This is a genomic window from Jatrophihabitans endophyticus, assembly GCF_900129455.1.
GTDB lineage: Bacteria > Actinomycetota > Actinomycetes > Mycobacteriales > Jatrophihabitantaceae > Jatrophihabitans > Jatrophihabitans endophyticus.
Genome location: NZ_FQVU01000001.1, coordinates 291,757 through 304,300, shown reverse-complemented (window position 1 = coordinate 304,300; position 12,544 = coordinate 291,757). Strand labels below are relative to the sequence as shown.

The window sequence follows — 12,544 nt, the reverse complement described above, 5'->3', positions numbered from 1 at the left end:
GCGCGGCGCGGCCGTCCCGGCCACCTCGCGTGAACCGCTCGGGGGACGGGCTCGCGTATCGCGCGACGCCCGATCCGGTCGGGCCGCGTGGCACGTCCGCTCGTGACGTGCTGCGCGGGTCCGCCCCCTGGGTGCTCGTGGCGGTGCTGTCGCTCGCCGCGTACGTGGTCAACCGCTACCTGGTGGACCCACGCATCGTCGACCTCGCGACGTACCGCGCGGAGGGGGCGGCTTTGCGCGAGCACCGGAACCTCTACGGCGACATCGGCGCGCCGGCCGGCCTGCTCGCCACCTACCCGCCCTTCGCCGCCGTCCTGTTCGTGCCGCTGAGCCTGCTGAGCTGGCCGGCCACGCAGGTCGTCGGCAACGTCGTCGGCGGCGGCCTGGTCGGCCTGGTCGCCTGGCAGTCGTGCCGGCTGGCCGGCATCGGCCGCGACCGGCTGCTCGCGGCGACGCTGGCGCTCGCCGCCGTCGCCCTGTGGTGCGAGCCGGTCTACAACACGCTGAGCTTCGGGCAGGTCAACCTCGGCGTGGTGGCGTTGGTGCTCTCGGACTTCCTGCGGCCCGCGGGGTCCCGTTGGCGCGGCGTCGGCACCGGGCTCGCGACCGGGATCAAGGTGGCCCCCGGTGTCGTCGTCCTCTACCTGCTGCTGACCGGACGCCTGCGTATGGCGGCGACGGCCGCGGGCACCTTCGTCCTCACCATCGCGGTGTCGGCCCTGCTGACACCGGGCGGCACGAAGGCGTACTGGACGGACCTGCTCTTCGACACCGACCGCGTGGGCGACGTGGCCAACGGCACCAACCAGTCGGTGCAGGGCATGATCGCGCGGCTCACCCGCACCAACGCCGTCAGCCACGCCGGGACGGCGGCGGCGTTCCTGGCGCTGGTGCTCGCCGCGGCGTGCGCCGTCTACGCCTATCGCCGGTTGGGCGACCCGTGGGGGCTGTGCGTCATCGCCGTGGGCGGTCTGCTGGCCTCGCCGATCTCGTGGTCGCACCACTGGGTGTGGTGCGTGCCGCTCACCGCGGTCGTGGTGGCGCACCGGCCGCGCTGGCTGCCGCTGGTGCTCGTCTACTGGTCGTGGCTGGGGTTCCTGCTCTCGCGCCGGGCCTCGGAGATCCTGCACTTCCCGGCCTGGCAGCTGTTCGCGACGAACTGGTACGTCGTCTTCGGGGCCGCGTTCGTCGCCCTCGCATTCGTCACGGCGCGCCGGGTCGAGGGCCCCGCCCGGCAACCGGTGCTGGCGACGACGTGACGACGGCGCTCGGGACCCGGTTCCGCCCGCTGGTCGGGCTGCTCGCGGTGTCGGTGGTCGGCTACCTGGTCGTGCGCGCGGCCGTCCACCCGTCGATGATCGACTTCGCGGTCTACCGGATCGAGGGGGACGCGGTCCGGCACGGCATCGGGCTCTACGGCCACCTGGCCACGCCCGAGGGGCTGCTCGCCACCTACCCGCCGTTCGCGGCGATCGTGTTCGTCCCGGTCGCGCTGCTGCCCTGGACGCTCGCCCAGGTGCTCGTGAACGTGGGCAACCTCGCGCTGCTCTGGCTGGTCTCGTGGCAGTCGTGCCGCCTCGTCGGCGTGCCCCGGGACGCCGTCCCGGCCACCGCCGCCCTGCTCGCCGCGGTGGCGATCTGGGCGGAACCGGTCTACACCACCCTGGGCAACGGGCAGCTCAACCTCGCGCTGCTCGCCCTGGTGCTCGCGGACTTCACCGCGGCGCCGTCCTCGCGCCTGCGCGGTGTCGGCGTCGGTCTCGCGGCCGGGTTGAAGGTGACGCCGATCGTCTTCGTCGCCTACCTGCTGTTCACCCGCCGCTACCGGGCGGCGGCCACCGCCACCGCGACGTTCGTCGCGACTATCGGCGTCTCCGCGGCCGTCGCCCCGAGCGACACCTGGCGGTACTGGACGCACTACCTCTACGACACCAGCCGGGTGGGCGAGCTCGCCAACTCGACGAACCAGTCGGTGCAGGGCGTGCTGGCGCGGCTGACCCGGGCCGACGAGCTGGTGCCGGGGCTCGGCCTGAGCTGCCTGGTGCTCGCGGCGGCCGGGTTCGCCGTCGGCGTGCTCGCAGGACGGCGGCTGGGCGACGCCCAGGGCCTGACGTGCACCGCGGTCGCCGGCCTGCTGGGCTCACCCATCGCGTGGACGCACCACTGGGTGTGGTGCGTCCCGCTCACCGCGTTCGTCCTCGTCCGGCGGCCGCGGTGGTGGCCGCTCGTGCTGGTGTTCTGGACCTTCGCGACCTTCTACCTGCCGCACCGGGCCGAGGACGTCCTGACGTTCCCGTGGTGGGAGCTGGCGCTGACGAACTGGTACGCGCTGTTCGGCATCGCGTACGTCGCGACGGTCGTCGTGGCGCTGCGTGGCGCGGGGGCGTGCCTGCCGGGCCGTCGCGCCCGGCCGCGCACGCGGGCGCTCACGTGGAGTGCGCCGCGAACTCCTTCGGGGTGAAGTGCCCGTCGCGCAGGTTGCGTTCGATCTGCTCGAGCGAACGGCCGGTCAGGTCGGGCATGCGGAACCACACGAACAGCCAGGCGAGCACGTTGAAGGCACCGTAGAGCCACATGGTCGGGCCGACGTGGACGGCGTTGATGATGGTCAGCAGCGTCAACGTGATGAGCAGGTTCGTGCTCCACAGCACGGCGGCCTGGGCGCTGGTGCCCGCGCTGCGCACGGCGAGCGGGTAGATCTCGGAGCCGGTCAGCCAGCCCATCAGCTGCAGGCCGCCGGCGTTGAAGAACATGAACACGACCAGGCACGCGACGATGAACGGCACGTCGCTGCGACCGCTGTGCCCGGTGACGAACAGCCCGCCGAGCACGAACAGCGAGACCGCCGTCCCCGGGATCATGACCAGGGTCAACCGGCGCCGGCCGATACGGTCCACGATGTTCAGCCCCACGATCATCATCACCAGGTACGTGACACCGAGGGCGACGCTCACGCGGAGCGCGGCGCTCGTGGAGAAGCCGTTGTCGGTGAGGATGGTCGGCGCGTAGTAGATGATCATCTCGATGCCGCTGAGCTGCGTGAACATCGCGATGCCGAAGCCGACGATCGCCGCCGGCCGTACCCACGGCCGGCGCAGCCCGCGCCAGCCGCGCTCGCTGTCGTCGACGTTGCGCTCGTCCTCGGTGAGGCCCACCATGTCGTCGATCTCGGGGTCGATGTCGGCGCCGTCGGGACGCATCGTGGCGAGCACGTCGCGGGCGTCGTCGCGCCGGTCCTGCTTGACGAGCCAGCGCGGGCTCTCGGGCAGGCGCAGCATGACCACGAACATGACGAGCGCCGGGATGCAGGCCAACCCCACCGACACCCGCCAGCTGAGCGACTCGGTCGCGCCGACGATCGTCGAGACCACGATGCCGACACCGATGCCGACCTGGAAGGTCAGCACCAGCTGACCGCGGCGTCGCGGCGGCGCCAGTTCGGCCACGTACATCGGCACCACCTGCGTCGCGCCGCCGACCGCGAAGCCGAGGACGATGCGGCTCAGCGACAGCAGCACCGCCGACGGCGAGACCGAGCAGAGGATGGCGCCGGCGACGAACGTGAGCGCGATGAGCAGGATCGTGCCGCGGCGACCGCGCCGCTCGCTGAGCCGGCTGCAGGTGAGCGCACCGATCACCGCGCCGAACAGGATGCTGCCGGCGATGACCTGCTCCATCGCGCTGCTGGTGTCGAAGTCCTTCTGGATCTGCAGCAACGCCGCGGAGATGATGCCGGTGTCGTAGCCGTAGAGCAGGGAGGCGATGGCCGAGATCAACGCGGTCAACAGCAGGACGCCGGTGATCTTCTCCGACCGAGGGTCCCCGCCAGCGGCGTCGTCGTCCGACGACCGGCGATGCTCCGTGGCGTCCGTGGACCGATCCTCCGCACGGGTCATCGCGCGTCCCCTCACGTCGTCGTGTGCGGCCAGGGTTCCCACCGCGTCCGTGGTGCTACCGGTCCGCGCGGGCCGGCCGGTCACGCGTCGCGCCGGGTGTTGGCGCCGCACAGGACGACGCCGAGCCGCTCGCCGTGCTCCGGGCGGTACGCACCGGTGCGCAGCGCCGCGACCGTCGTCGCGGCGCTGTGCTCGACGAGCAGCCGCCAGCGGTCCCAGATCCAGTCGCGCGCGGCGACGATGTCGTCGTCGGTGACGAGGACGCTGGTGACGGCGGTGCGCCCGGCCCGGTGCAGCACGTCGAACGCGATCTCGCCGGTCCGCCGCGCGCCGAGCGCGTCGGCGGCGACCCCGCCGACGGCGACGTCGACCGGTCGGCCGGCTGCGACGGCCGCGTGAAGGGTCGCCGCGGTCTCCGGTTCGCAGGCGACGATGCGGCTCCGGCCGTCGAGGGCGGTGGCGACCCCGGCGGCCAGGCCGCCGCCGCCGACGGCGATCACGACGCCGTCCACCGGCGTGGCGTCGGCGAGGAGCTCCAGGGCGAGCGTGCCGGCGCCCGCGACGATCTCGGGCTGGTCGTACGCGTGGCACAGGACGGCCCCGGTGGTCGCGACGTGGATCGTCGCCGCCTCGTAGGCATCCGCGTACTGATCGCCGCCGACGTGCACGACGGCGTCGTACTCGCGCAACCGGGCGAGCTTGCCGGCGGGCACCGAGTCGGGCACGAAGACGTGCGCGGGCACGCCGAGCTGCCGCGCGGCGTAGGCGTTCGCCAGACCGGCGTTGCCGCCCGAGGCCGCGACGACGCCGACGGCGGGGTCGAGCTCGCCGCGTTCCTGGGCGGCGAGGATGCGATTGAAGGCGCCGCGGGCCTTGAAGCTGCCGGTGTGCTGCGCGAACTCCAGCTTCAGCCAGGCGACGCCGGGCAGTTCCGGCTCGTCGACGGCGAGGACGGGGGTGCGCCGGACGTGGGGGCGGATGCGGGCCTCGGCGGCGGCGACGTCGTGGACGGTGATCACATCACCGGAACCTACCGATGGTGCGGTCGAGCAGGCGCACGAGCGCGCGGGCGTCCCTCGTCCGGGCGGCGCAGGCCGGACAGGACCGCAGGTGACCCTCGAACGCCTCGCGCTCGCCGGGATCGAGCGACCCGAGCGCATACGCGGCGTCGTGACGCGCGTAGCGGTCCGGTGACTCCTCGCTGTGCTCGGCGGACATCGCCTCACCCGACGACGCCGGCTCGCAGCTGCTGCGCCGCCCGTCGGACGTCGCGGCGGACCGCACGTCGACAGCGCTGCGCGTCGTGGGTGGTGACGTGTCGCGCCACGCTCGCGTAGAACACCTGCACGAGGCCGGCGACGGCGTAGGCCGTGATCCGCGTGGCCGGGTCGTGGGTCGAGGTCGCGAACCGCGTCGCCAGGGCGGCCAGCGCGGCGGTGGTGAGTCGCTGCAGGCCCCGCTGATTGTGGTCGACCAGTTCGGGCGTGGACCACAACAGCTGGCCGAAGCGTGCGACCCGCCGCATGGTCGTGGCCGTCGCCGTGCCGCGCTCGGTGAGGAAGTCGAGCTCGCGGTCCAGCAGGCGCACCGTCGAGTCCACGACCGGTACGTCGGGCGCGGCGAGCGCGGTGCCCAGCGCGGCGATCGTGTCGTCCCAGCGGTCCACGAGCAGCGATTCCTTCGTGCGGAAGTGGTTGAAGACCGTCTTCTCGGTGACGCCGCACGCCGCCGCGATCTCCGCCACGGTGACGCCGCCGAAACCACGCTCCAGGAAGAGGGCGGTGGCGGTGTCCGACAGTCGCCGGCGGAGCTCGTCGCGCCGCTGCTCGCGCAGGGTGGGCAGCTCGCTTCGCGTCGCGTCGGGGTCGCTCATGTGCCCATCCTGCGCCGAAGGCGTTACAGTCGCAATAGCAGCTACAGTCACTGAAGGGAATGTCCATGACGCGCATCCACCTCGTCCAGGACTACGACCGCCCGCCCGAGACGGTGTGGCGCGTGCTCACCGACCCGGCCCTCGTGCCGCGATGGACCGCGAGCGGCCGGGGCGGGCGGCCGGAGGGCTTCGCGCCGGTCGTCGGCACCCGCTTCCGCTTCGTCGGCCGGCCGGTGCCCGGCTGGGACGGCATCGTGCGATGCGAGGTGCTCGCCGTCGAGGCGCCGACAGTGCTGCGGTACAGCTGGCGGGGCGGGGAGGACGAGGCGCCCAGCGAGGTCGTCTACCGACTGGCGGCGACTCCGACCGGGACCCGCTTCACCTACGACCACACCGGGTTCACCGGCGTCGTCGGGCGTCTCACGGCCAGGCTCGTGCTGCAGCCGGTGCGGCGCCGGATGCTCGCCGAGGGCATCCCGGCGGTGCTGGCCACCCTCACCGACGACGGCCGTCCGCTGCCCGCCGGTCCCGTGCCCCCGGTCCCTCCGGACGACCGTCCTCGTACCAGCGGCTGAGGCCGGCGGCACACCGGCTCGCCTAGTGTCGTGGCGTGCGGAGCTGGCGGGGTCGGGTCGTCGACGTCGCGCTCGCCGGCGTCGTCCTGCTCGTCGGGGTCTGCTCGCTGCGGGGCGGCGCCGGGCCGGGGGCGGCCGACATCGCCGTGCTGGTGCTCGCGGCCACGGCGGCCGGCATCGCGCGCCACCGGCCGGCCCTCGCCGTGGCGCTGGCCTGGCTCGTCGGTGCGGTCCAGCTGGCGGGCAGCGGGCGAACCGTCGGCGAGCTGGTGGTCGCGTGCGCGGTCGTCGCTTTCGCGGCCGCCCGGCACGGTGGCCGCCCGACGGTGCTGCTGGCCGGCGTCTCGGCGCCGCTCGGGGTGCTGGTGGCGCTCGGCTGGGCGGTGCTCTACCCCGGGCGCCTGCCCGGCGGCGGCGTCGCGACCTGGCTGACCGCGCTGACCCGGCTCACCGGTGCGGGGATCGCCGGCGCCACCGTCGCAGCGGTGGCCGTCCTGCTCGCACCCTGGGTGCTCGGCCTGCTGCTGCGCCAGGAAGCGCGCTACCGGCAGGCCGAGGCCGCCCACCAGGTCGAGCAGGTGCGTATCGCCGCCCTGGCCGAGTCGCAGGCCGAGCGCAGCCGGTTGACCCGCGAGGTCCACGACGTCGTCGGGCACTCGCTCGCCGTGATCATCGCGCAGGCCGACGCCGCCCGGCTGGCCTCGGCCGACCCGCGCGATCCGGCGGCGTCGGCACCGCTCGTCCGCGATGTGCTGGAACGTATCGCGGTCGTCGGGCGCTCGTCGCTCGCCGAGGTGCGTGACGTGCTGTCGCGGACCGCCGCCGACGGGCCGGTCGCGGCGGCCGCAGGCGACCCCGGCACCGCCGAGCTCGACACCGCCCGTCTCGTCGACGGCGTGCGGGCGGCCGGCAACGTCGTCACCGAGTCCGTCACCGGCGCCGCCGTCCCGCTCGACGTCGCCCACGCGGCTGCGGCGTACCGGGTGCTGCAGGAGTTCCTGACCAACGCGCTCAAGCACGGGGGCCAGGGCGAGATCGAGGTCGACCAGGTGTGGGCGGCGGACGCGCTGACCCTGCGCGTGACGAATCCGGCGGCCGCCACGGTCGCCGGCGCGGCGACGGGGACGGGCCTCGCCGGCGTGACGTCGCGCCTGGACCCGCTCGGGGGCAGCGTTCGGACCACGCACGCGCGCGGCCGATTCGTCGCCGTCGCCCGACTGCCGCTCTCCGCGGACGGCACGTCGTGACGTCCCCGGTCGCGGTGCTGCTCGTGGACGACCAGGCCCTGTTCCGCTCGGGTCTCGCGCTGACGGTGGGCACGCAGCCCGATCTGCGCGTGGTGGGGGAGGCGGGCGACGGTGCGGCGGCGGTGCGGCTCGTCGAGGAGCTGCGCCCCGACGTCGTGCTCATGGACGTCCGGATGCCCGGGGTCGACGGCGTCGAGGCATGTCGGCGGATCTTCGCGCCCGAGGCCGTGGCGCGCCGGACCGCGCCCGTACGGGTCATCGTGCTCACCACGTTCGACCTCGACGACCGCGCCGCGACCGCGATCCGGCTCGGCGCGAGCGGGTTCCTGCTGAAGGACACGACCCCCGAGTTCCTGCTCGCCGCGATCCGGACGGTGCACGCGGGCAACGCCGTGCTCGCCCCCGACGACCTCGGCGCCCTCATGGACGGCTCGCTGCATGCGCCGCGCGACGTGCCACCGGCGTACCGGACGCTCACCGCGAAGGAGGAGGAGGTCTTCCACGCGGTGGCCCGCGGGTTGAGCAATCTCGAGATCGCGCGCTCGGCGCACCTCAGCGAGTCGACGGTCAAGACGCACGTCGGCGCGATCCTGCGCAAACTCGCGTTGCGCGATCGGGTGCAGCTCGTCGTGTACGCCGTGGACCACGGCCTGCGCTGACCGGCGGCGGACGGACGGGCGGGCTCGGGTGGTACCGGGGTGCCGGGCGGACCGTCCTCGCGGCCGATGTGCGCGAGCGCCGGTCTCCCTACCGTCGCTGCCATGACCTCCCCACCGACACCAGCGTCGGCACCGACATCGCCGTCCGCACGGATCCCGCCGACACCGCAGGCGCGGGAATCCTCGACATACGCCTCCGTACGGCGACTGCTCCGCGCCACCCGGGTGAGCCGCGGCTACGGCTCGGGTCACGGCCGGGTGGCCGCCGTCGACGACGTGACCGTCGACTTCGACCCGGGCACGCTGACCGCGGTCATGGGCCCGTCGGGCTCGGGGAAGTCGACGCTCATGCACCTGCTCGCCGGCCTGGACCGCCCGTCCAGCGGTGGTGTGACTCTCGGCGACCAGGATCTGAACGCGCTCTCCGACGACGACCTGACCCGGTTGCGGCGCGACGCGATGGGCTTCGTCTTCCAGGCCTTCACCGTGTTCGACGACCTGAGCGTCGCCGAGAACGTCGACGTCCCGTTCCGGCTCGCCCGGGACGTGGCGCCGGCCGACCCGCAGTGGCGGGCGCACCTGATCGACGCCCTCGACCTGGCGCCGCTGCTCGCGCGCCGGCCGACGGAGATCTCCGGCGGCCAGCAGCAGCGGGTCGCGATCGCGCGCGCCCTCGTCCACCGACCGTCGGTGGTCTTCGCCGACGAGCCCACCGGCAACCTCGATCTCGCCACCGGACGGTCGGTGCTGGCGCTGCTGGCCGGGCTCGCGCCCACGCAGGGCTGCACGGTCGTCATGGTGACGCACGACCCGGCCGCCGCCGCCGTGGCCGACCGCGTGCTCGTGCTCGCCGACGGCCGCCTCGTGCACGACCTGCCCCGGACCGACGCGGCCACGCTGTCGCAGCTGATGCTCGCCGAGGTGGCGCGATGAGCGCGGCGACGCGCCGGGCCGCCGGTGTCGTGACGGCGGTGTCCGCGCTCGGTGCCGCGCAGGGCGTCGCGATCGTCATGCAGATCGGGGCGACCGGCGACGCGGTCGGGGCAGGCATGTTCGGCGCAGGCGCCACGGCGCAGCTGGTGCTCGGCATCCTCACCGTCGTGTTCCTGACCGTCGCCGTCACCGTGACCGCGGTGGTGGTCGCGGGGGCGACGGAGGTCGTGCTGACCGGGCAGCTCCGCGAGATCGCGCTCCGGCGGCTGCTCGGCGCCGCCGCGCGCGACGAGCGCGACCGGGTGCGGCGGGCGGTCATGCGACGCGCCGTCGTGGGCGTCGCGGGGGGAGCGGTGCTCGGCTACGGGGTGAGCGCGGCGGTGCTCGCGTTCGGCGTGACGCAGTCGCGCGAGTTCCGCATCGGCGCGGCCGCCTTCGTGCCGTCGCCGCTGCTGCTGGTGGCTCTCGGCGCGCAGCTGGTGGTGACCCGGGGTGCGGTCCGGCGTGGGACGGCCGTGGTGCTCACCGTGGCGCCGGTGGCGGCGTTGCGGCTGTCGGCCGAGGCGGACGCGGCGGTCACCGCGACGCTCGCGGTGCCGCGGCGGGCCGCCGCGGCCGTCCTCGGCGCCGGGGTGACGCTGCTGGCGTTCGCCGTGGCCGCCTCGACGCAGACGCCGCTGGCCATGGTGCCGGCCGTCGTCGGCGGCGTGGTCACGTTCGTCGGGCTGGTGTCGCAGGCGCATCGCTTCGTGCCCGGCCTGCTGGCCGGTCTCGCCCGGGTGCTGCCGCGCGGCGTCGCGCTCGAGCTGGCCCGCCGCACGCTGCTGCGGCATCCGCTGCGTACCAGCCGGGCCGTGCTCGGCATCGCCGCCGCCGTGACGCTCGTGACGACCTTCGCCGTCGGCATCGCGAGCTTCCAGGCGGCGGTGGCCGAGCACTACGAGGGCTCGGCGGTGGCGGGGCTCGCCCACGACGTCCTCACCGCGGTGGTCTCGGTGGTCCTGGTGCTCACCGTCTTCCTCGTCACCACCGCGACGATCGCGCTGGGCAACGCGATGTGGTTCGGCGGCTGGACGCGTCGGCGCGAGACGGCGCTGCGCCGCGTGCTCGGCCAACCCGGGCGGGCCACGCGGGCGGGCGTGCTCGCCGAGAGCCTCCTGCTGACGCTGACCGCGACGGTGCTCGGCCTCGTCGTGGGCCTCGCGTTCGGCTGGGTCGGCGCCCAGAGCGTCTTCGGGGTCGAGGCCGAGGGACACCTGGTCGTGCCCGTCGTGCCGCCGGTGCTGGTCGCCGGCGCCGTGGCCGGCGTCGGCCTGCTCGCCGCGATCGCGGCGGTGGCCCCGACGCGGGCCGCGCTGCGGCTGCCGCCGATCCGGGCCTACCTGGCGGGGTGACCGACCGCCGCCCCGATCGGCTGGTGTTAAATCGATATTAGATTGCGTGCAACGGGTATCTCCCCTGCGCACACGAACCCCACGAGAGGACCACCCATGTTCCGCGCCGCGGCCGCCACCGTCCGGGACCTGCAGCAGCAGGTCGAGGACGGCCGTCACGATATCGAGGCCGTGACTCGCGTGGTCACCGCGCTGGCCTCGGCCGACACGTCGGCCGACGCCGTCACGATCGCCCTCGAGGTGGTCCGGACCGAGTTCGGCTGGGCCTACGGCTCGTACTGGCCGCTGGACCGGGCGGCGGGAGTCCTGCGCTTCGGTCAGGAGTCCGGCAGCGCCGGCGCCGAGTTCCGTCGGGTCACCCGCGCCGCCTCCTTCGCCGAGGGCGTCGGCCTCAGCGGACGCGCCTGGCGCACGCGCGAGCTCGTCTTCGTGGCCGACCTGAAAGACGTCACCGACTGCGTGCGAGCCCCGGCGGCCGGGCGCGCCGGCGTGGTCAGCGGGGTGTGCTTCCCGATCTTCGACGGTCCGCAGCTCGTGGCGACCATGGACTTCTTCGCGACCGAGGCGCTGCAGCCGTCGCCGCAGCGCCTGGACGCGCTGCGCAGCATCGGCGTGCTCGTCTCGCAGGCGCTGACGCGCGTCCGCGAGCGGGAGCGGCAGGCCCAGGCGAAGGAGGACCTCGACGCCGTCAATGCGGTGCTGCGCGACATCTCGTCCGCGGCGGACGAGGACGCTGCGCTGCGTATCGCCCTGGAGACCGTCCGTAGCCGCTTCGGCTGGAGCTACGGCTCCATCTGGCGCCTCGACGAGCAGCGGACGGCCCTGCGCTTCGCACTCGAGAGCGGCAGTGCGGGGGAGGAGTTCCGCCGCGTCACCCTGGCCGCGACCTTCGCCCACGGCGTCGGGCTCGCGGGTCGGGCCTGGTCGACCCGCGACCTCGTCGTCGTCGACGACCTCGGCACCGTGACCGACTGCGTGCGGGCGCCCGCGGCCCAGCGGGCCGGCGTGCGCTCCGGCGTGGCGCTCCCGATCGTCGTGGCGGGCGAGGTCGTCGCCACCATGGACTTCTTCGCCGAGCGCGCGGTGGAGCTGTCCGAGAGCCGCGCCGACGCCCTGCGCAACACCGCGTTCCTCCTCGGCCAGGCGCTGGAGCGCTTCTCGTCGGCCGAGCGGCTGCAGCGCGCGGGTCAGGAGCTCGTGAGCTCCATCGGCGAGGTCGAGCGCAACGTCGGGGTGGCGAGCACGGTGGCGGCCGACGGAGCCCGGCTCGCCGGGGACGCGAACACGCAGGTGGGGGCACTCGCCACGGCGAGCGCCGAGATCACCGAGGTCGTACGGGTCATCCAGTCCATCGCCGCGCAGACCAAGCTGCTGGCGTTGAACGCCACCATCGAGGCCGCACGGGCCGGCGAGGCCGGCAAGGGCTTCGCCGTCGTCGCCGACGAGGTCAAGGAGCTCGCCGGCGAGACGGCACGGGCCACGACCGAGGTGGAGACGCGGGTCTCCGCCATCCAGGAACAGGTGGGCGCGGTGACGGCGTCGCTCCGGGCGATCGACGAGGCGGTGGCCGAGATCCACCGCTCGCAGCACGCCATCGGCGGCGTGGTGACCGAGCAGATCGCGGTCACGTCGGCGATCCTCGGGTGACCTACCGCTCCCGCGTGACCCACTGCGCCCAGGTGGCCTCCCGCGGGCAGTCCCACACCCGCGCGAGGATGGCGCCGACCGCGTCCAGTGCCTCGGCGGTCCGCTCCGGCGGGCGGGCCGCACCGTGGACGATCGCGACCGGCCAGGGCCGGACGGCCTCGGCCCCGAGTGACGCCGCGGTCACCGGCACCAGCGCGCAGTAGACGTCCGCGTCGGCCAGCCCGAGCGCGGCGGCGACGGCATGCGCGACGGCGGCGAGGGCCGCGGCGGTCTCGGCCGCCGACCCCGGCACCGGCGCGGTGACGTGGACGACGGGCACG

13 protein-coding genes are annotated in these 12,544 nt (G+C 74.4%); 8 read left to right on the top strand and 5 right to left on the bottom strand.

Going from position 1 to position 12,544, the window contains the following annotated elements:
• The first annotated feature begins 107 nt into the window (after positions 1–107).
• Together BUE29_RS01435 and BUE29_RS01430 are read left to right on the top strand one after the other, a co-directional pair.
• Positions 108–1,259 carry a glycosyltransferase 87 family protein gene (locus tag BUE29_RS01435; RefSeq protein ID WP_073386743.1) on the top strand — a complete coding sequence of 384 codons (1,152 nt, stop codon included), beginning with the start codon at positions 108–110 and terminating at the stop codon, positions 1,257–1,259.
• Positions 1,256–2,461 carry a glycosyltransferase 87 family protein gene (locus BUE29_RS01430; RefSeq protein ID WP_073385018.1) on the top strand — a complete coding sequence of 402 codons (1,206 nt, stop codon included), beginning with the start codon at positions 1,256–1,258 and terminating at the stop codon, positions 2,459–2,461. The genes BUE29_RS01435 and BUE29_RS01430 overlap by 4 nt, the downstream gene beginning before the upstream one ends.
• Here BUE29_RS01430 and BUE29_RS01425 read toward each other — a convergent pair.
• From BUE29_RS01425 to BUE29_RS01410, 4 genes are all read right to left on the bottom strand, one after another.
• Positions 2,427–3,896, bottom strand: coding sequence for a sugar porter family MFS transporter (locus tag BUE29_RS01425; protein WP_073386740.1), 1,470 nt, complete (start codon positions 3,894–3,896; stop codon positions 2,427–2,429). The genes BUE29_RS01430 and BUE29_RS01425 overlap by 35 nt on opposite strands.
• Positions 3,897–3,976: 80 nt before the next feature.
• Complete coding sequence (locus BUE29_RS01420) at positions 3,977–4,915, bottom strand: threonine/serine dehydratase (RefSeq protein ID WP_073385005.1); 939 nt, start codon at positions 4,913–4,915, stop codon at positions 3,977–3,979.
• Between the two features lies 1 nt (position 4,916).
• On the bottom strand, positions 4,917–5,114 hold the full coding sequence (locus BUE29_RS01415) for a zf-HC2 domain-containing protein (protein WP_143167920.1): 198 nt from the start codon (positions 5,112–5,114) through the stop codon (positions 4,917–4,919).
• Between the two features lie 4 nt (positions 5,115–5,118).
• Complete coding sequence (locus BUE29_RS01410) at positions 5,119–5,769, bottom strand: TetR/AcrR family transcriptional regulator (protein ID WP_073385000.1); 651 nt, start codon at positions 5,767–5,769, stop codon at positions 5,119–5,121.
• Between the two features lie 65 nt (positions 5,770–5,834).
• On the opposite strand from BUE29_RS01410, the gene BUE29_RS01405 reads away from it, so the two are divergent.
• The 6 genes from BUE29_RS01405 to BUE29_RS01380 all read left to right on the top strand — a co-directional run bounded on the left by BUE29_RS01405 (position 5,835) and on the right by BUE29_RS01380 (position 12,224).
• Positions 5,835–6,344 (top strand): SRPBCC family protein, encoded by a 510-nt coding sequence (locus BUE29_RS01405; protein WP_073384997.1) that lies wholly within the window; start codon positions 5,835–5,837, stop codon positions 6,342–6,344.
• A 35-nt stretch (positions 6,345–6,379) separates the two neighbouring features.
• Positions 6,380–7,591, top strand: coding sequence for a sensor histidine kinase (locus tag BUE29_RS01400; RefSeq protein WP_073384995.1), 1,212 nt, complete (start codon positions 6,380–6,382; stop codon positions 7,589–7,591).
• Entirely contained in the window at positions 7,588–8,250 is a 663-nt protein-coding gene (locus BUE29_RS01395; protein ID WP_073384992.1) for a response regulator, read from the top strand. Before BUE29_RS01400 ends, BUE29_RS01395 begins: the two co-directional genes overlap by 4 nt.
• Before the next feature lie 102 nt (positions 8,251–8,352).
• Positions 8,353–9,183, top strand: a complete 831-nt coding sequence (locus BUE29_RS01390) for an ABC transporter ATP-binding protein (protein WP_073384990.1) — start codon at positions 8,353–8,355, stop codon at positions 9,181–9,183.
• The gene (locus BUE29_RS01385) at positions 9,180–10,577 is read left to right on the top strand and encodes an FtsX-like permease family protein (RefSeq protein ID WP_073384988.1); all 1,398 of its coding nucleotides are present in this window, start codon (positions 9,180–9,182) and stop codon (positions 10,575–10,577) included. The genes BUE29_RS01390 and BUE29_RS01385 overlap by 4 nt, the downstream gene beginning before the upstream one ends.
• A gap of 96 nt (positions 10,578–10,673) precedes the next feature.
• Positions 10,674–12,224: a GAF domain-containing protein gene (locus tag BUE29_RS01380; protein ID WP_073384986.1), complete on the top strand. Its 1,551-nt coding sequence runs from the start codon at positions 10,674–10,676 to the stop codon at positions 12,222–12,224.
• Position 12,225: 1 nt separating this feature from the next.
• Here BUE29_RS01380 and BUE29_RS01375 read toward each other — a convergent pair whose 3' ends face one another.
• A complete protein-coding gene (locus tag BUE29_RS01375; RefSeq protein WP_073384984.1) occupies positions 12,226–12,543 on the bottom strand; it encodes a hypothetical protein in 318 nt (105 codons plus the stop codon).
• Position 12,544: the final 1 nt, after the last annotated feature.

Coding starts and splice junctions, on each gene's coding strand:
- BUE29_RS01425 (WP_073386740.1), bottom strand. CDS start 3,896: ATGACCCGTGCGGAGGATCGGTCCACGGACGCCACGGAGCATCGCCGG.
- BUE29_RS01415 (WP_143167920.1), bottom strand. CDS start 5,114: ATGTCCGCCGAGCACAGCGAGGAGTCACCGGACCGCTACGCGCGTCAC.
- BUE29_RS01410 (WP_073385000.1), bottom strand. CDS start 5,769: ATGAGCGACCCCGACGCGACGCGAAGCGAGCTGCCCACCCTGCGCGAG.
- BUE29_RS01405 (WP_073384997.1), top strand. CDS start 5,835: ATGACGCGCATCCACCTCGTCCAGGACTACGACCGCCCGCCCGAGACG.
- BUE29_RS01390 (WP_073384990.1), top strand. CDS start 8,353: ATGACCTCCCCACCGACACCAGCGTCGGCACCGACATCGCCGTCCGCA.
- BUE29_RS01385 (WP_073384988.1), top strand. CDS start 9,180: ATGAGCGCGGCGACGCGCCGGGCCGCCGGTGTCGTGACGGCGGTGTCC.
- BUE29_RS01380 (WP_073384986.1), top strand. CDS start 10,674: ATGTTCCGCGCCGCGGCCGCCACCGTCCGGGACCTGCAGCAGCAGGTC.